The following is a 17,693-nucleotide window of genomic DNA, read 5'->3' as shown; positions in this document are numbered from 1 at the left end:
ATCAGCTTCCCTGACCGATGGCGGCGTCTTCGAAGAAATAGTCCTGCCAGCTGGCCGGCTTGTGCTTGATGGCGCCGACACGGTGCAGGAAGTCGGCCAGCGGGTAGGTGTTGGTGGGCGTGACGGAGAACTGGAACTGCTCGTTGTCGATGATCTTCAGCAGTTCTTCGCGGCTGATCTTGGCGCCGGTGACGCGAATGTAGGTGTCGGCTGCCGCGCCCTTGTCCTTCTGGGCGAAATCCGCCGCTTCGGCCAGGGCACCTACGAAGGCCTTGTAGGTCTTGGGATTGTCGCGACGGAATTTCTCGGTGGCGTACAGCACCGTCGGCGAGTTCGGGCCGAGCAACTCGTAGGTATCGAGCACCACGTGCACGTCCGGGTTTTCCAGCGCCTGGTTCTGGAATGGCGGGTTGGAAAAGTGCCCGGTCAGCTCGGTGCCACCGGCTTTCAGAGACGCCGTGGCATCCGGGTGCGGTAATGCCACGGTGTACTTGTCGAGGCGGTCGAACGCCTTGTCGCCCCACTGCTTGGCGGCGGCGTATTGCAGGAAGCGCGACTGCACCGATACGCCCACGGCTGGCACGGCGATACGATCCTTGTCGGTGAAATCGGCAATGGTTTTGACCTTGGGGTTGTTGCTCAGCAGGTAGTACGGGAAGTTGCCCAGCGAAGCGACACCCTTGACGTTCTGCCTACCCTGGGTGCGATCCCACACGGTCAGCAGCGGGCCAATACCGGCACCGGCAATGTCGATGGCGCCGGACAGCAGCGCATCGTTGACCGCCGAGCCACCGGACAGCTGCTGCCAGTCGACCTTGATATCCAGCCCCTCGGCTTTGCCATGCTTCTCGATCAATTGCTGATCACGTACCACGTTGAGCAGCAGGTAAACGATACCGAACTGCTCGGCGATACGGATCTGCCCCTCGGCATGGGCGATTTGCGGCGCCGCCAGGCTACCGGCCAGCAGGCTCAGACTCAGGGCGATACCGCCAGCCAACCGAGCAAAACGGGGAATAAAGGGAAAGCGCTTGCCTGCCGACATGTCGAGTCTCCAGTCAAAAAAATACGGAAATGAGGTGTGGTGGGCTATCGCCTAGAACGGCACATCGCCTTGAATAGTCGTGCGGTGCATGCGCCGGCGCAGGTGGCTGGGGCAGCCGGTGGCGAGATGGATCAGCGCGCGGTTGTCCCAGAACACCATGTCGTTGTCCCGCCACTGATGGCGATAGATGAATTCCGGCTTGGCGCTGTGGGCGTACAGCTCGGCGAGGATCTGCCGGCTCTCGTCCTCGGGCACATCGAGAATGTGGGTGGTGAAGTTCTCGTTGACGAACAGGCCCTTGCGGCCGGTTTCCGGGTGAGTGCGCACCACTGGATGGACCACCGCCGTGACCTCGGCCAGCTGCGCCTCGGTCAGCGTCGGGCGACGAATGCCGGCGAATACCTCATCGGCATAACGCGCCGTATAGGAATGGGCAGCGCGCTTGCCGTCGATGGCCTGGCGCAACTCGGTCGGCAGCGTCTCGAAGGCCAGCTGCTGGCTGGCGAACAGGGTATCGCCGCCCTCCTCCGGCAGCTCCTGGGCGTAGAGCATCGAACCCAGGCTGGGGAATTCCTTGTAGGAAAGATCCGAATGCCAGAACTTGCCGGCATCCCCCAGGCCGATCGGCTGCCCGTTCTCCTTGATGTTGGAGATGATGAAAATTTCCGGGTGGCCTTCCAGCAGGAACTGCTTGAGCACGTGGATCTGCAGAACACCGAAGCGGCGGCCGAAGTCGATCTGTTGCTGCGGCGTGATGCGTTGATCGCGGAACACCACGACGTTGTAGTCGAGGTGCGCCTGGTGGATGCGGGCGAAATCGGCGTCGCTCAGCGGGAGGCTGAGGTCGAGGCCGACGATCTCGGCCCCCACCGGCGCATCAAAGGGGCGAACTTCGAATGACTGTGCCGACGTGGAGGGGATGGAATGAGCTGCTGCCGACATAGAGAACTCCATGCAAGGGCGCCAATGGCGCTTCACTTTGACCGGCCGGGGGTTCGGCCATGTGTTCAGTGCGGCGCGCCGATTGGTCGGCAGGTACGCATAGATGGAACCATACAGGCATAAAAAACATAATTTAAATATCTTTTAGCCATATCTATATGACATGTCAGCAGTGCATGCGCAATCCGCTTGTATTGTCCGAGCCGGACCAAGACAGATGCAAAAAACCATTCAGTAACGCCGCGTGCTCATCAACTCCTCCAGAACCCGGGTGGTGACCCGAAACGGAACGGACATGTGGTCCTCGCCCGCCTCGAGCTGGAAGTCACTGCGCAGCCCATATTGCGAAAGGTTTTCCAGGCGAATCTGCAGCGCGCGCACGTCCTGGATTTCCTGCGGCATTTCCCGGTCGCCCACCCACATACTCAGGCTGCGATGGGTCAGATCCAGCTCTCCTGCATGTGCGCGACGGGTGAATGCCCGCTCATGTTCCAGCAGGTAACGGTCGCGCCACCACAGGCTAGGGCTGATGGCGACCACATGCTGGAACAGCTGCGGCCGGGTGAACAGAGCGTAGATGCCGAACATGCCGCCGAACGAATGGCCGACCAGACTGAGCTGGTCCTGATCGACCTTGAAACGCTGATTGACCCGGGGCATCAAACGCTGCTCGATGAAATCGAGAAACAGGTCCTGGCCGCCCTGCGGCGGGTCGTTGCGCTCGGGAAGTTGCGGTGGTGAGAGGTCGAACGCACGGCGCTCGAAATCCAGCGGCGTGGTGCTGGGGTAGCCGATGGCGACGATGATCGCCTTGCGCCATTGCCGTTGCGCCCGCTTGGCGGCGTGGAACGCCGGGAAGTAGGCATTGCCGTCGAGGAGATAGATCACCGGGTAGCCGCCGGTATAGGGCACATCGCCCTCCGGCAGGCTGACCATGATGCGGTAGTCGCGGCCCTCGGCACTCTTCATCAGCCATTGTTCACTGCCGTCCAGAGTGACCGGCTCGGCCTGGGCGGCGGAAAGGCCGCCCAGCAGCAGCGCCGTCATGGCGCTGCACAGCCAGTTCAGCACCCTCACCAGCTGTAGCTCAGGCTGGTGACCACACTGCGTGCCTCGCCGCGGTAACAATAGCCGTCCTGACAGTTGACGTACTGCTTGTCGGTCAGGTTGCGCGCATTGACGGCCAGGCGCACACCGTCCAGCTCGCCGGCGAAGTCGTAATGCACACCTGCGTCGAACAGCGTGTAATCCTCGCTCTTCACCGTGTTCATGTCGTTGCCGTAGACACTGCCGGTGTAGCGCGCGCCAGCACCGAAACCGAGACCGGATGGCAGCTTGTAGGCCAGCCACAGCGCTGCCAGATGACGCGGCACGTTCTTCGGATCGTTGCCCTCGTCGCCGTCGTTGCTCTTGGTGATTTCCGGATCGTTGTAGCTGTAGCTGGCGGTCAGGTGCAGGCGCTCGCTGAGGTCGGCCACGGCTTCCAGTTCCAGCCCGCGTGATACTTGCTCGCCGGTCTGTACGGTGTTGAGTGGATCGAGCGGGTCGCGGGTCGACACGTTCTCCTGGGTCAGGTGATAGAGCGAAGCGGTGAACATCGCGCTGGTGCCGGGCGGCTGGTACTTGAGGCCGATCTCGTACTGCTTGCCTTCAGTGGGTTTGAGCGGGCCGGCAGCATTGCTGCCGCTTTGCGGCAGGAAGGATTCGGCGTAGCTGGCATAGGGTGCCAGGCCATTGTCGAACAGGTACAGCGCGCCTAGCTGGTAAGTGGTGGCGGAGTCGCTGATCTTGCTGTTGCTGTCGCTCAGGTTGTCGCTGGTGCGTACATGCACCCAGTCACGGCGCACACCGGCGGATAGGCGCCAGCGGTCGAGTTCGACCTGGTCCTGCAGGTAGATGCCGCTGCGCTGAGTCAGACTGTCCTGGTCGGAAAGCGGGTTGCCGGGCCGAGCGACTGGCTGGTGATAATCCGGCGCGTTCATGTCTATCGAGGGCGCCGGCCCGGTCGCATAGAGCACCGAGCTGTCGAACCAGGTGTAATCCCAGCCAGTCAGCAGCGTGTGCTGCAGCTCGCCAGTGGCGAAGCGGCTGACCAGACGGGTATCGCTGCTCACCGACTCCATATCCTCGTACACACCGACGGCATAACGCTCCATCACCCCGTTGGTGATCGTGCCATTGGGCTGCAGGTACTGGTTGGTGGTGTCCAGCTGGCCGTAGCGCAGGTTCTGCTGCAGGGAGAAGGTGTCGTTGAAGGCGTGCTCGAACTCGTAGCCGAAGGTCCACTGGCGCTGGCCGAGCTTGTCGAAATACTCGTCGCCCTGCCAGAAATCGGTCAGGCGGTCGCCGTCCTGGTAGAGCATCGGCGACGCGGCAGTCTCGCGCTCCTGATACTGCGCCAGCAGGGTCAGGCTGGTGGCCGGGTCGATCTGCCAGCTCAGCGACGGCGCCAGCAGGCGCACATCATTGTTCAGCTGTTCGATGTCGTACCTGGCGTCGCGATAGACACCAACGGTACGGAACAGTACATCGCCCTGCTCATCCAGCTGACCGCCGACATCGAACTGACCCTGGCGGTGATCGTGGTTGCCAGCCTGGATTTCCACCTGGTTTTTCGCCTGCAGGCTGGGGCGCTTGCTGACCCGGTTGACCATGCCGCCCGGGCTGATCTGCCCATAAAGCACCGAGGCCGGCCCCTTGAGCACCTCGATGCGCTCGAGGGCGTAGGCTTCCGTGCCGTAGATCGACAGCCAGCCGTTATAAGGCTGGCGCAGTCCATCGAGGAAGTCGGCGGACATGGTGGTGTCGAAGCCGCGAATGTTGATCTGGTCGAAACGAGGATCGAGTCCCGAGCTGCCGGTGCGTACGCCAGCGCTGTAGGCCACGGCGTCCTCGACACGGTAGACCTTGCGATCGGCGATCTGCCCGGCGGTCACCACGCTGATGCTCTGCGCGGTTTGCAGAATCGGCAGATCGGTCTTGGTGGCGGTGCTGGCATTGCTGGCGAAATAACCCGGCACGGGTGCAAAGGCACTCTGCGTCGGCGCGGCCTCGATGGTGACGGGCTGCAGCTGATAGCTGTCATCGGCAGTCTGCGGCCGCACCACATAGCCGGACGCGGTTTTCTCGGCCACCAGCCCGGTGCCGCGCAGCAGCTGCGACAGCCCCTCTTCCACCGATTGCGCGCCTGTCGAACCCGGGCTCACCAGCCCACGCACCACTTGCGGGGAATACGACAAGGTGATGCCGGCTCGTTCGGCATAGAAGCTCAGCGCCTGGTCCAGCGGCCCACCCTGCACGTCCGCAGTCGCTGCTCGGGACGCGGGCTCGGCGGCCAGCAGTGCCGGGCTCGTGGCAACGCCATATAGCGCCAGAGCAATACAGATGGCCTTGGATAGCGTGCGCGGTTGCAGGCGCGGCGGCAGAGATCGAGTAGAGCGCATGGGGGTATCCATTTAGGGAGTGATCACCCCTAACCGGATGAACAGCCAAAGTCCGACAAATTTTTTATGCGATGGGCACGACGCGCACCCACCAGCGGGTTCGCTCCACCAGCGTCACCGGCAGTAGATGGGTGATGTTGCGCAACATCAGCTCGGGCTCAGCGAGGCGGAACACGCCGGACAGGCGCAAATCAGCGACCGCCGGATCGCAGCCCAGCCAGCCATGCCGGTAGCGCCCGGCCTCGGCGAGAAAGTCCGCCAGGCGGATGTCGCTGACCACCAGCAGACCGCGCGCCCAGGCGAACGGGTCGAGCGCTCCTCGTTCCAGCGTCGTCATGCGGCTCGCCGATACCGCCAGCCCTTCGCCTGCCTGTAAACGATGCTGCCCTGCCGCGGCACGAACCCGGACCTCGCCCTGCTCGACCCGTATCTCGCTGCGGTCGTCGTACTCGCGCACCGACATGCGCGCGTGCCGCCCCAGGCATTCGGCAAAATTGCAGCGCAGTTGCCATCGCTCACCTTCCACCAGCGCCTCGCCACTCCGCAGCAAAAGCTCCTGCCCGCGTACATCGATGGCGCTGCCGGTGTTGAGCAGCACCTCGACATCGCCCGCCAGCTCGAGCCGCCGCGTTTCGCCGGTGGCCGTGGCGAAGTCCGCCCGCCACACAGGCGCCGAAGCTGCCGCCAACAGCGTGGCGCTGCCGGCCGTCAGCCCAAGCAGCTTGAGCATGCGTCGGCGACTCAGGTCAGCCTCGGCGCGCTGCAGTAGCGGGATGGTTTGCGCTGCATCGGTAATAGGGGTTACCCGAAACAGCCCGGCCATCTGCTGCAGGCGCTGCCAGGCCAGGTCATGCCGTTCGTCCTGCTCCAGCCAGGCCTGCAGTCGCTGCTGCAGCTCGGCACTGGCCGGATCAGCGCGCAGGCGCATCTGCCACTCGATGGCTGTACGGACAATGGATTCAGGTGGCTGTCCGGCGCCTTTCACGCCGACGCCTCGAAACACAGGCGATAGCAGTGCAGCAAGGCGCTGGCCACATGCCGCTCGACGGTGCGACTGGAAACGCCCAGTTGCCGTGCCACCTGCGCATGATTGAGGCCGCCGAGCTGGTACAGCAGAAACGCCTCACGCACGGCGGGCTTCAGGCCATCGAGCAAGCGTGCGATCCGCTCCAGGGACTGCAAAGCCTCGTAGCGAACCTCCGGCGAGGGATGGCTCGCCTCGGGCAACTGCGCCAACGATTCGAGATAGGCACGTTCCAGCGCATCCCGTCGCCAGTGATCGATCACCAGCCCGCGCGCGATACGCGCCAGCAACGCCCTGGGCGCCCGATCATCGACGGGCTGGCCTCGCACCAGCAGGCGCAGAAAGGTGTCCTGAACTAGATCGGCGGCCTGCTGCGAACAGCCCACAGAGCGCCGCAGCCAGCCATGCAGCCAGCCCTGGTGCGTGCCGTACAGCACGTCGAGAGGAATGATCGAATCGATTTCGGAGGAAGACATAGCGCGGCGCAAACCAGCAGGCTGAAATGCCATGGAGCAGCATGGCGACCGCGCGAACATTAATGGCGAATCATTCTTATTTCAACCTTTCCCCCTAAGACTCGGCAGACGGCATCTCGCGGCGTTACCTAGGTGTGGCTAAAAAAAAACCTGCTCGCATAAATTCATACGCTGAATACCTGGCATCACGACATGTCATTTCTAAAATAATCGAGGCCCTCTTAGGGTGGCGATGGGCTCTTTGATCTCAATCCTGCTTGAGGCGAGCAGTTTCGTTACTGAATGAATGCCGAGAGCAGAGCCAATCCCAAACCGCCGATTCCCCGGGAGTAACCATGCAAGACGCCGTTATTGTTTCTACCGCTCGCACCCCTATCGCTAAAGCGTACCGTGGTGCCTTCAACGACCTGAAGTCTCCGAGTATGAGTGCTATCGCTATCCGTGCCGCCGTACAACGCGCTGGCATCGAAGCTGCTGAGATTGAGGATGTCGTCATGGGCACAGCCATGCAGGGCGGCACTGCCTCCACCAACCTCGCTCGCCTATCGCTGCTGGCTGCAGGCCTGCCATTGACCGTAAGCGGCCAAACCGTGGACCGTCAGTGCGCTTCCGGGCTCATGGCCATCGCGACTGCGGCTAAACAGATCATGGTCGATGGTATGCAGGTCACGATCGGAGCCGGCCAGGAGCAGATCAGCCTGGTGCAAAACGCACATATGCAGTGGGCTGCGGCCGACGCAGATCCACAGGTCACCAATCAGGTGCCGCACGCGTATATGCCGATGCTGCAAACCGCTGAATGGGTCGCCAAGCGCTACGGCATCAGTCGAGAGGCCCAGGATGCCTATGCGCTGGAATCACAGCGACGCACTGCTGCAGCACAAGCCTCTGGCGTGTTCGACCACGAAATCGTGCCCGTTACCTCACGCAAGAAGTTGGTGGACAAGGACACCGGCGCTGTCACCTTTGAGGACGTAACGCTCAGCCTTGACGAAGGCAATCGCCCGCAAACATCGCTAGAGGATTTGCGCAAGCTGAAAGCGGTCATCGAAGGTGGATGCATCACGGCAGGCAATGCCAGCCAGCTGTCTGATGGCGCCAGCGCATGCGTCCTGATGAATGGCAGTCTGGCTGCGCAGCGAAATATTGCGCCACTCGGCCTTTATCGTGGCATGGCTGTCGCCGGGTTGGCCCCAGAAGAAATGGGCATCGGCCCCGTCTATGCGGTGCCTAAGTTGCTCAAGCAGCACGGGCTTAGCGTCGACGATATTGGCTTGTGGGAGCTAAATGAGGCGTTCGCTTGCCAGGTGCTGTACAGCGCCGAAAAACTCGGCATTGATCCAGCGAAACTCAACGTCAACGGTGGCGCAATTTCCATCGGCCACCCCTATGGGATGAGCGGCGCACGCATGGTCGGCCACGCCTTGCTGGAGGGCAAACGACGAGGTGCGAAATATATAGTGGTGACCATGTGCGTGGGTGGAGGTATGGGCGCAGCGGGCCTGTTCGAAGTGCTGTAACTGTCGAAGACGATACTTCCCAACCGAATCAGGGCGCCCAGCCCTGATTTCCCTTCTCGGCGTATATCGCCCTCTCCCGTTTGAAACCTGTCGTATGGCTGCACAGCAATCGCCAATTTGCTGCAGGTGCCTCTGCCTCCGGCCATTCCATAACGCTATGGGCTGCATCGAACTCTTGTATTAGTTGCGAGGAAAGCGAACTGACTAGCATCGGCAACCATTATCCAGCCGATGAGAACAATAAATTGAATCTTGGAAAAATCATCAGCCGTAGTGCACGTTATTGGCCGGAACATGAGGCTCTGGTCGACAGCAAACAGCGCATCACCTTCTCCCAGCTCGAACGTCGCACCAATCGCCTGGCCTCGGGTCTGTTCGATCTTGGCCTGCAGCCCGAGGCCCATGTCGCCATCCTTGCCCTGAACCGGGTCGAACTGGCCGAAGCGGAAGTCGCCTTCTACAAGGCGGCCATGGTCAAGGTACCGATCAACGCCCGCCTGTCCCTGGACGAAATCATCCAGATTCTCAACGACTCGCACAGCCAGGCGGTGATCACCGAAGGTCGCTTCGCCGCGGCCCTGCACGCCCGCCGTTCGGAGACCCCGCGTCTGCGCTGGATCATCTCGCTCGATGACGAGGCTGGCGATATCGCCTATCGCGCGCTGCTGGCGGGCGGCAGCGAGGCGCCGGTGCACAGCGACCCGGCTGATGACGCCCTGGCCGTGCTGCACTACACCTCCGGCAGCTCCGGGGTCCTCAAGGCCGCCATGCTCAGCTTCGGCAACCGCAAGGCGCTGATCCGCAAGAGCATCGCCAGCCCTACCCGCCGCGCCGCGCCAGGCGACGTGATGGCCCATGTCGGCCCCATCACCCACGCCAGCGGCATGCAGATCATGCCGCTGCTGGCGGTAGGCGCCTGCAACCTGCTGCTGGAGCGCTATGACGACCGGCTGCTGCTGGAGACCATCGAGCGCGAGCGGGTGACCCGCCTGTTCCTGGTGCCGGCGATGATCAATCGCCTGGTCAACTTCCCCGAGGTGGAGCGCTTCGATCTCTCCAGCCTGCGCCTGGTGATGTACGGCGCCGCGCCCATGGCGCCAGCGCTGGTCAAGCGCGCCATCGAAGTGTTCGGTCCCATCCTGGCCCAGGGTTATGGCGCTGGCGAAACCTGCTCGCTGGTGACGGTGCTGACCGAGCAGGACCACCTGGTCGAGGACGGCGACTTCAGCCGCCTGGCCTCGTGCGGTCGCTGCTACTTCGAGACCGACCTGCGGGTGGTCAACGACGATTTCGAAGACGTGAAGCCCGGCGAGATCGGCGAGATCGTGGTCAAGGGCCCGGACATCATGCAGGGCTACTGGCAGGCGCCGGAGCTGACCGCAGAAGTGATGCGCGACGGCTACTACCTCACCGGCGACCTGGCCACGGTGGATGAGCGTGGCTACGTGTTCATCGTCGACCGCAAGAAGGAAATGATCATTTCCGGCGGCTTCAACATCTACCCCACCGAAGTAGAACAGGTGCTCTACAGCCTGCCGCAGGTGTTCGAGGCAGCCGTGGTCGGCGTGCCCGACGAGCAATGGGGCGAAGCCGTGCGCGCCGTGGTGGTGCTCAAACCGGGCGAGAGCCTGAGCGCCGAGGCCATCATCGAGCATTGCGGGCGCAGCCTGGCCAGCTTCAAGAAACCGCGCGCAGTGGACTTCGCCAAGGAGCTGCCAAAGAACCCCAACGGCAAGGTGGTGCGCCGCCTGATTCGCGAAGCCTACTGGCAGAACAGCGACCGCCGCATCTGAGGAACGAACATGACCAAGCCAAGTGAAAAAGCCGCTCGCCTGATGGAGGGCATCAACGCCTTCGCCCGCGACGAACTCGCCCCGCTCGCCAAGCGCGAAGGCATCGTCTGGGGCGAGCCGGTGGCCAAGCCGCTGCTGCGCGACATCTGGCGTCGCTCCTGCGAGCTGGGCTTCTACAACGCCATGCTGCCAGAGGCCTTGGGTGGCGCCGGCCTGGGCGTCGCAGACCTGTGCGCACTGAAGGAGGCAGCGGTGCTCACGGGTTCGCCACTGGCACCGCACATTCTCGGCGAGCTGTCCGGTCCGCCACGGGTCGGCCACCTGTTCAAGGTCGCCAACGAGTTCCAGGTGGAAACCTTTCTGCGGCCCATCTGCCGCGCCGATAAAGCGGTGTGCTTCGCTCTCACCGAAGCAGAGGCCGGGTCCGATGCCACCGCCATCGGCACCGAGGCGCGCCTGGAGGGCGACCACTATGTGCTCAACGGCGCCAAGCGCTATATCTCCGGTGCGCCCTATGCCGACCTCGCCGTACTGCTCGCGGTCACGGAGCCGGGCCGCGGGCCGCAGGGTATCTCGGCGTTCTTCGTCGACCTGCACGCCGAAGGCGTCAGCATCGACAGCGACTACTCGGTGATGTCCGGCGGCGGCGCCCACGGCAACATCCTGCTCAAGGACGTGCGCGTGCCGGTGCAGAGCCGCATCGGCGACGAAGGCGCCGGCTTCAAGCTAGCCATGGGACGTATCACCCTCAATCGCCTGCTGCACTGCCCGACCATGCTCGGCATGGCCGGCCTGGCGCTGAACCTGTCGCTGGACTATGCCCGTACCCGCAAGCAGTTCGGCCAACCCATCGCCATGTTCCAGTCGATCAACCATATGCTCGCCGACATGGCCACCGAGTTGTACGCCGCACGCAGCATGATGTACGCCACGGCAGCAAACAACGACGCCGGCGGCGACATCAAGGTGCAGGCACCGATGTGCAAGCTGTATGCCTCGGAGACTGCCTTCCGCATCGCCGACAAAGCGGTGCAGATCCATGGCGGCGCCGGCCTGATCAAGGGCCATCCGGTCGAATGGATATTCCGTGCGAGCCGTATGATGCGCATCCTCACCGGCACCAGCGAAATCCAGCGCAACACCATCGCCAAGGACATCCTGATGCCCAACTAGGGCTCAGGACAGGCCCGTCCCCCACGCGGGGCGGGCCTTTTTCATAAGAACAAGACAGAGAATCTCCGCCATGACACTTGAAGCCCCTGCCTTCAATGCACGTAAAGCCTGGATCATCGCCTTCCTGCTGGCCTTCATGATGCTGGTCAACTTCCTCGACAAGGTGGTGATCGGCCTGGTAGCCGTGCCCATGACCCAGGAATTGGGCCTGAGCCCGACCGAGTTCGGCCTGATCGGCGGCGCGCTGCATTGGTTCTTCGCCATTTCGGCCGTGGTCGGCGGTTTCCTCGCCAACCGTCGGCCAACCCGTACCCTGCTGCTGGGCATGGGCCTGTTCTGGTCGCTGATCCAACTGCCCATGCTCTTCGCCAGCTCCCTGTGGATGATCGTCGCCTGCCGGGTGCTGCTCGGCATCGGCGAAGGCCCCGCCTCGCCCGTCGCCACCCACGCCCTGTACAAGTGGTTTCCGAATGATCGCCGCAGCCTGCCAGTGGCCCTGCTGCATTCCGGCAGCGCCATGGGCCTGCTGGTGGCCGGCGCGATGATTCCCTGGATCAGCCTGAACTACGGCTGGCGAGTCAACTTCGCGGTACTGGCCGCCATCGGCGCGGTGTGGTGCGTGCTGTGGCTGCGCTTCGGTCGTGAAGGCAGCCTCGACAGCCTGCGCATCGGTCAGCCGGCTGCGGATTCCGATCGCCTGCCCTACCGCCGTCTGCTCAGCGATGGCAGCGTGCTGGGCAACTACATCTGCCACTTCGCGGCCAACTGGTCGCTGGCGTTGACCCTGACCTGGGTGCCCAGTTACCTGGAGATCGGCCTGGGCATCGACCCACTCAAGACCGGGCATATCTTCGTCATGTTCGTGGTGGTCACCACCCCGCTCAGCCTGTTCATGGCCTGGCTGTCGCAGCGCCTGCTGCGCAGCGGCTACTCATCGCGAATGGCGCGCGGTGCATTCGTTTCGGTATGCCTGATCGCCAGCGGCCTGCTGTCGGCCTCGCTGATACTGACCGAGCTGTCGGTCGCCACCCGCGTCGCCTGCCTGACCCTGAGCGGCGGCCTGGCACTGGTGATGTACTCGGTGGGCCCGGCGATGCTCGGCGAGTTCACGCCCAGCAGCCAACGCGGCGGCATCCTCGCCATCGGTAATGCGGTGGCCTCGCTGGCCGGTCTGTCTGCGCCGGTGATCACCGGCATGCTGGTTCAAGGTGCAGGCGCCGCGCATCCGTTGGGCTATGCCCAGGGCTTTCTGGTATGCGGCGGCGTGCTGGTTGTCGCCGGCCTGATCGGCCTGGTGAGCATGAATCCGCAGCGCTCGCGCGAGCGCCTGGGGGCTCAGGAGGTCATTTCAGCGGCAAGCTCGCGAGCCTGATCTGCCTCTGCATTGCGCTCGATCAGGCTGCCGCGCCATCGCCCGTCGCTGACCATCTCCAATAACAACCCGCGCACCAGGTCGCGCATGCAGGACGCAGCGAAGGACAGCGGCCGGTGCGCGGAATGGGCGATGGACACGGTACGGGTGATGCGCGGCTCGACGATCAGCCGCGCTGCAGTAGATTCGAACAGCTCCGCCAGCGGCGGCCAGTTGCAGATGGTCGCCGCCAGGCCATGCCTTACCAGGCTGGCGACGCCGGGAGCAGATTGCTGCTCGAACACCACGTTGAGCGTCACCCCCGCTTCCATTGCCGCCTGCTCGATGCGCCGACGCAGATGCAATGCTTTGGGCGCCATCACCAAACGGGTGGCCGCCGCCTGAGCGAGGCTGATCGGCATACCGCTCTCTGCCGACGAGCCCGGCCCCACCCAGTACAGATCCTCGGTGAAGATCGGCTCGGCCACCACATGCTCGAGCTCCTCGGCATTGGGCAGCACGCCAAAATCCACCTTGCCCAGTTCGATGGACTGACCGCCCTCACGCGTCAGCCCATCGCAGATGGTCAGGTTGATGGAAGGAAACTTGGCTTCGGCACGACGAATGATTTCCGGCAGCAGCAATGCCGAAACCGTCGCAGGGATGGAGATGGACACATGTCCGATGGGGTTACCGCGGGTCGAAGCCAGCTCGTCCTTTACCGAATCGAGCTTCTGCACCACCGATCGCGACACTTCGTACAACCTTCGCCCGGCATCGGTTAGCGCTACGCCGTCGTGCTGACGCTCCAGCAACTGCATCTCCAGTTCGCTTTCCAGCAGGCTGATCTGCCGACTCAAGGCAGGCTGGGCGATGTATGCCCGTCTGGCCGCTGCGGAGAAGCTCCCTGCCTCGGCGATGGCAATCAGATAACGAAGTTGCTTGAGGGTCATGCGGTTCTCTCTGGGGCCATACCGAAGCGTTATGGCATCTATCCGAAGACGCTATTTGTGGGGCTTTGCGCGCCTTCCTAGTATCTCCGAAACGCCACCGCGAAGGGAGTCCTGGCAACGCCGGCATACCGACTGAAAGGACTCGCGAGCTTACGTTGGCAGGTGTCTGGTTGGTCTTTTCGGCTCGACAGCACAGCGTACAAGCGAGGGATGAAACACGCTTTCGCGGCTTCGTTGAAACGCACTTTTTACGTCGTCGGAGTACCCGAGCCAACGACGTTTTTTTATTCCGTAGCACCACGTCAGTGACCTTGCATCGCAAGCCACTCAGCGAACGATGCCCGGCGCACTGACGACTCCCCTACTGCCCCATCCACGCCCTGGTTGTCATCAGGCGAGAAGGTCGGCAGCCCTTTCACAACCGGAGATAACAACAATGCATATGCCTTCGGCACGGCCCACTGCGGCCACTCCTATCCACCAGCGACGCGGGAGAGCCTACCTATGAGTCGCCTTAGCAGACGTCGCTGGGCACTGGCCCTCGCCAGTACCGTCGCATTAGGCGGTCTGGCTGCATATCGCGTGACGGAGCAGGCCAGGGAAACCGCGCAGGCCTATCTGTTCGCCTACCCCCTGGTGATGATGGAGCTGACCAAGCAACACCAGCAGTTGATGGGCACCACCTCGATAAACGGCTTTCGCCATAGCCGACGCTTCCCGGGTGCAAGCTTCAACAGCGTTGTGTCGCCGAATGTCGACACGCTGTACAGCATCGTGCACTTCGACCTGCGTCATGAACCGGTAGTGATGAGCATCCCCGACACCACCGGTCACTACTACATGATGCCGATCATGGACGCCTGGACCAATGTGGTCAGCAGCCCCGGCACCCGTACCATCGGTAGCGCCGCGCAGGACTTTCTGGTTGCCGGTCCGACCTGGCAGGGCGAGGTCCCGGCAGACATGCAACTGATCCGCATCCCGACTCAGTTGGCCTGGATGATTGGCCGTATCAAGAGCCGCGGCCCCGCCGACTACAGCGAGGTCCATGCGCTGCAGAACCGCTTCCGACTCATGCCATTGAGCGCCTGGCAAGGCCGGCAGAGCGATACGACGCCAACCAGAATGACCGAACTGCCCCCGCTGGAGCGCGGCAAGGGGCCAGACAGGCAACTGTCCGGCTGGAGCCGCGAGGCGTTCTTCACTGCTTTCTGCACCCTGCTGCGGGATAACCCCGCCCGCGCCGAGGACGCACCCATGCTCGAGCGTATCCGCGCCGCCGGCCTGCTCGATGATGACTGTGACCTGCAGCAGTCGCCCCTGCAGCGGCTGGGCAGCGCGTTGGGCTACCGGCGTGTGGTGGCCCTGCTCGAGGACCGCCAGAGCCTCATGGGCAAGGGTAAAACCGACAACGGCTGGCGCATCGGCTACGAGCTGGGCGAATACGGCACTCGGTACCAACAGCGGGCACTGGTGGCAAAAATCGGACTGGGTGCCAATGAGCCGGACGACGCCATCTATCCTAATCTGCATGTCGATGAGCACGGCCAGCCATTGTCCGGCCAGCATCGCTACGTGCTGCACTTCGCCGCCGACCAACTGCCGCCCGCACGGGCCTTCTGGTCACTGACGCTATATGACGAGCGCCAACTGCTTTCGGCCAACCCGATCAACCGCTACTCCCTGGGCGACCGAGATGACCTGCATTACAACGCTGACGGCTCGCTGGACCTGTATATACAAAATCAGCAACCGCTCGAAGCCGAGCGACGTCGCAACTGGCTGCCGGCGCCACTGGGGCCGTTCAATCTGTTCCTGCGCCTGTATTGGCCACGGCCTGAAGTACTGGAAAAACGCTGGTTACCGCCGATGATCAAGACCCAGTCCTGAGACTGACGCGCACCCGCGCCAACCGAGCCCTGCATAGCGCAAACGAACAAACGCCCCGCCCGGTCCACACCGGGCGGGGCGTTTCGCGTTGCAGCTCAGGGTGTGACCAGGTTGAACTGCGGATTCGCCTCGTCCAGCCCGCCGAGCAGCTTGAGCAGTTGCACACGTCCACTGTCGATCTCGATGCCGCCGATGGTCGCCTCCTTGAGGAAGCCGGTTTCCTTGAGGGCGATGCGGTCGAGCAACGCCTTGGTCATGCTCACGCCGATATCCGCCTGTGCGTGGCGCGAATCCTTGCGATGGGTGAGCACGCCGTTGCGCAGGGTCAGCGCGTAGTCCTCGTCCAGGTCGGTGAAGCGCCAGTTGATCAGCAGGTCGCGGTCGGCCTCCTTCATGGCATCGATGCGCACCGCCAGATAGTCGAAAAACATACTCGGTGTCAGCGCCCGCACCATGTCCGGCGCGCCGTTGCGTGCGCGGGCCTCGGCCACGCCCTGACGCAACTCGTGAGCACCGCTGAGGTAGACGTTGCGCCATGTGGCGTTCTCGCTCTGGTAGCCGAGCTGTTCCAGTGTGTCGGCCTGCAGGGCCCGCGCAGCGGCGTTGTCCGGCTCGGCGAACACCAGGTGATTGAGCAATTGCGCCGCCCAGCGATAATCGCCTGCCTCGAAGGCCTGACGCGCCGCCTTCAATACGGCCTCGGCACCGCCCATCACCGCTACGTAACGGCGTCCGGCATCTACCGGCGGCAGCGGGTCGAGGTTGGCCGGGTTGCCATCGTAGAAGCCCATGTAGCGTTGATACACGGCGCGTACGTTATGACTGAGCGAGCCATAGTAGTCGCGGCTGTACCATTTGCCGGCCAGGCGCGGCGGCAACGAAGACAGCTGCGCGGAGATCTCGGTGGGGGTCAGCCCCTGGTTGATCAGGCGCAGCGTCTGGCTGTCGAGGAAGGCGTACATGTCGCGCTGGTCGGCCAGGTAGTCGCGGATATCATCACCGCCCCAGGTCGGCCAGTGATGCTGGGCGAACAATACCTCTGCCTCGTCACCGTAGCGCACCAGCGCCTCGTCCAGGTAGTGCGCCCAGACCTTGGCGTCGCGTACCAGGGCGCCGCGCAGCGTCAGTACGTTGTGCTGGGTATGGGTGGCATTCTCGGCCATGCACAGGGTCTTGAACTGCGGGAAGTACATGTTCATTTCCGCCGGAGCCTCGGTGCCCGGCGTAAGCTGGAATTCGATCGTCACCCCGTCGATCTCGTGCGTTTCCAGCGGTTCGACGATCAGGTCGGTGGGCGCGATCAGGGTCACCGTGGCGTTGATCGGGGTGCCCTTGCCGAGTCCCGCATCCACCTGGCCGCGTTCGCCCCGGGGCAATACCGCGCCGTACATGTACTGGGCCCGGCGCATCATCGCAGGCCCAGCGAGCACGTTCTCGCTGACCGCATGCTCGTAAAAACCTTCCGGGGCGATCACCTTGACCTTGCCGGCTTGCACGTCGGCCTCGTCGATCACCCCGCGTACGCCGCCGAAGTGGTCGACGTGCGAGTGGCTGTAGATCACCGCCAGCACAGGCTTGCGCGGACGGTGCTTGTAGTACAGCTCGAGACCGGCGCGGGCGGTCTCGGTGCTGATCAGCGGGTCGATGATGATCAGTCCGCTGTCGCCCTCGATCACAGTCATGTTCGACAGATCCATGCCACGAATCTGGTAGACACGCTCACGCACTTCGAACAAACCGGCGATGTTGTTGAGTTGGGCGATGCGCCAGAGGCTCGGGTTGACGCTCGCGGGCGCATCGTTGCCGTCGAGGAAGTTGTACGCCATACGGTTCCATACCGGCTTGCCGTCAGCATTCTCCACCACGCCGGTGAAAGGCTCGATCAGCCCGCGACGGGCGCTTTCGAAATCAGCGCGGTTCTCGAACGGCAAGCGCTGCAGCCAGGCCTGATTGCGCTGCTGGGTGATCTCGGTGGCCGGCTTTGCGGATACCGGCTGTTCGGCGTGGGCGCCGAGGGCGATTAGCGCCAGCGCCAAAGCACTTAAGCGAAAGATGGGCATGGTCTTGTCCGTTATTTTTTGAA

Annotated in this window: 13 protein-coding genes; 5 read left to right on the top strand and 8 right to left on the bottom strand. The window is 63.1% G+C overall.

Features of this window, described 5'->3' with window-relative positions; translation table 11 throughout:
• Position 1 precedes the first annotated feature (1 nt).
• The 6 genes from B2U07_RS09240 to B2U07_RS09215 all read right to left on the bottom strand — a co-directional run bounded on the left by B2U07_RS09240 (position 2) and on the right by B2U07_RS09215 (position 6,930).
• Positions 2-1,045: an ABC transporter substrate-binding protein gene (locus B2U07_RS09240; protein ID WP_275545287.1), complete on the bottom strand. Its 1,044-nt coding sequence runs from the start codon at positions 1,043-1,045 to the stop codon at positions 2-4.
• A gap of 51 nt (positions 1,046-1,096) precedes the next feature.
• Complete coding sequence (locus B2U07_RS09235; protein WP_275545288.1) at positions 1,097-1,987, bottom strand: TauD/TfdA dioxygenase family protein; 891 nt, start codon at positions 1,985-1,987, stop codon at positions 1,097-1,099.
• A gap of 231 nt (positions 1,988-2,218) precedes the next feature.
• Entirely contained in the window at positions 2,219-3,064 is an 846-nt protein-coding gene (locus B2U07_RS09230; protein WP_275545289.1) for an alpha/beta hydrolase, read from the bottom strand.
• Entirely contained in the window at positions 3,061-5,430 is a 2,370-nt protein-coding gene (locus tag B2U07_RS09225) for a TonB-dependent siderophore receptor (protein ID WP_275545290.1), read from the bottom strand. The genes B2U07_RS09230 and B2U07_RS09225 overlap by 4 nt, the downstream gene beginning before the upstream one ends.
• Positions 5,431-5,494: 64 nt before the next feature.
• Entirely contained in the window at positions 5,495-6,415 is a 921-nt protein-coding gene (locus B2U07_RS09220) for a DUF4880 domain-containing protein (protein WP_275545291.1), read from the bottom strand.
• On the bottom strand, positions 6,412-6,930 hold the full coding sequence (locus tag B2U07_RS09215) for a sigma-70 family RNA polymerase sigma factor (RefSeq protein ID WP_275545292.1): 519 nt from the start codon (positions 6,928-6,930) through the stop codon (positions 6,412-6,414). Before B2U07_RS09215 ends, B2U07_RS09220 begins: the two co-directional genes overlap by 4 nt.
• Positions 6,931-7,265: 335 nt before the next feature.
• Here B2U07_RS09215 and B2U07_RS09210 point away from each other — a divergent pair, with 335 nt between their 5' ends.
• The 4 genes from B2U07_RS09210 (at position 7,266) to B2U07_RS09195 (ending at position 12,788) form a co-directional block, all read left to right on the top strand.
• Entirely contained in the window at positions 7,266-8,450 is a 1,185-nt protein-coding gene (locus tag B2U07_RS09210) for an acetyl-CoA C-acyltransferase (protein WP_275545293.1), read from the top strand.
• 245 nt (positions 8,451-8,695) lie between these two features.
• Positions 8,696-10,243 (top strand): AMP-binding protein, encoded by a 1,548-nt coding sequence (locus tag B2U07_RS09205; RefSeq protein WP_275545294.1) that lies wholly within the window; start codon positions 8,696-8,698, stop codon positions 10,241-10,243.
• 9 nt (positions 10,244-10,252) lie between these two features.
• Positions 10,253-11,416 (top strand): acyl-CoA dehydrogenase family protein, encoded by a 1,164-nt coding sequence (locus B2U07_RS09200; RefSeq protein ID WP_275545295.1) that lies wholly within the window; start codon positions 10,253-10,255, stop codon positions 11,414-11,416.
• A 70-nt stretch (positions 11,417-11,486) separates the two neighbouring features.
• Positions 11,487-12,788 (top strand): MFS transporter, encoded by a 1,302-nt coding sequence (locus tag B2U07_RS09195; RefSeq protein ID WP_275545296.1) that lies wholly within the window; start codon positions 11,487-11,489, stop codon positions 12,786-12,788.
• Here the strand turns inward: B2U07_RS09195 and B2U07_RS09190 are convergent.
• Positions 12,752-13,720: a LysR family transcriptional regulator gene (locus B2U07_RS09190; protein WP_275545297.1), complete on the bottom strand. Its 969-nt coding sequence runs from the start codon at positions 13,718-13,720 to the stop codon at positions 12,752-12,754. The two genes, B2U07_RS09195 and B2U07_RS09190, sit on opposite strands and share 37 nt — an antisense overlap.
• A 504-nt stretch (positions 13,721-14,224) precedes the next feature.
• Here B2U07_RS09190 and B2U07_RS09185 point away from each other — a divergent pair.
• Positions 14,225-15,610: a DUF1254 domain-containing protein gene (locus B2U07_RS09185; RefSeq protein WP_275545298.1), complete on the top strand. Its 1,386-nt coding sequence runs from the start codon at positions 14,225-14,227 to the stop codon at positions 15,608-15,610.
• A 95-nt stretch (positions 15,611-15,705) separates the two neighbouring features.
• Here the strand turns inward: B2U07_RS09185 and B2U07_RS09180 are convergent, their stop codons facing one another.
• Positions 15,706-17,670 carry an alkyl/aryl-sulfatase gene (locus tag B2U07_RS09180; protein WP_275545299.1) on the bottom strand — a complete coding sequence of 655 codons (1,965 nt, stop codon included), beginning with the start codon at positions 17,668-17,670 and terminating at the stop codon, positions 15,706-15,708.
• Between the last annotated feature and the right edge of the window lie 23 nt (positions 17,671-17,693).

Origin of the sequence: Pseudomonas sp. UBA7530, assembly GCF_002479365.1 — a bacterium.
Taxonomy (GTDB): Bacteria; Pseudomonadota; Gammaproteobacteria; order Pseudomonadales; family Pseudomonadaceae; genus Aquipseudomonas.
The sequence above is the reverse complement of the archived record's forward strand: the minus strand, read 5'-3'. Positions and strand labels throughout refer to the sequence as shown.

What these genes read in the sequence shown, in the direction of transcription:
- B2U07_RS09190 (WP_275545297.1), bottom strand. Translation starts at nt 13,720, where the DNA reads ATGACCCTCAAGCAACTTCGTTATCTGATTGCCATCGCCGAGGCAGGG.
- B2U07_RS09210 (WP_275545293.1), top strand. Translation starts at nt 7,266, where the DNA reads ATGCAAGACGCCGTTATTGTTTCTACCGCTCGCACCCCTATCGCTAAA.
- B2U07_RS09225 (WP_275545290.1), bottom strand. Translation starts at nt 5,430, where the DNA reads ATGCGCTCTACTCGATCTCTGCCGCCGCGCCTGCAACCGCGCACGCTA.
- B2U07_RS09240 (WP_275545287.1), bottom strand. Translation starts at nt 1,045, where the DNA reads ATGTCGGCAGGCAAGCGCTTTCCCTTTATTCCCCGTTTTGCTCGGTTG.
- B2U07_RS09200 (WP_275545295.1), top strand. Translation starts at nt 10,253, where the DNA reads ATGACCAAGCCAAGTGAAAAAGCCGCTCGCCTGATGGAGGGCATCAAC.
- B2U07_RS09180 (WP_275545299.1), bottom strand. Translation starts at nt 17,670, where the DNA reads ATGCCCATCTTTCGCTTAAGTGCTTTGGCGCTGGCGCTAATCGCCCTC.
- B2U07_RS09195 (WP_275545296.1), top strand. Translation starts at nt 11,487, where the DNA reads ATGACACTTGAAGCCCCTGCCTTCAATGCACGTAAAGCCTGGATCATC.
- B2U07_RS09235 (WP_275545288.1), bottom strand. Translation starts at nt 1,987, where the DNA reads ATGTCGGCAGCAGCTCATTCCATCCCCTCCACGTCGGCACAGTCATTC.
- B2U07_RS09215 (WP_275545292.1), bottom strand. Translation starts at nt 6,930, where the DNA reads ATGTCTTCCTCCGAAATCGATTCGATCATTCCTCTCGACGTGCTGTAC.
- B2U07_RS09185 (WP_275545298.1), top strand. Translation starts at nt 14,225, where the DNA reads ATGAGTCGCCTTAGCAGACGTCGCTGGGCACTGGCCCTCGCCAGTACC.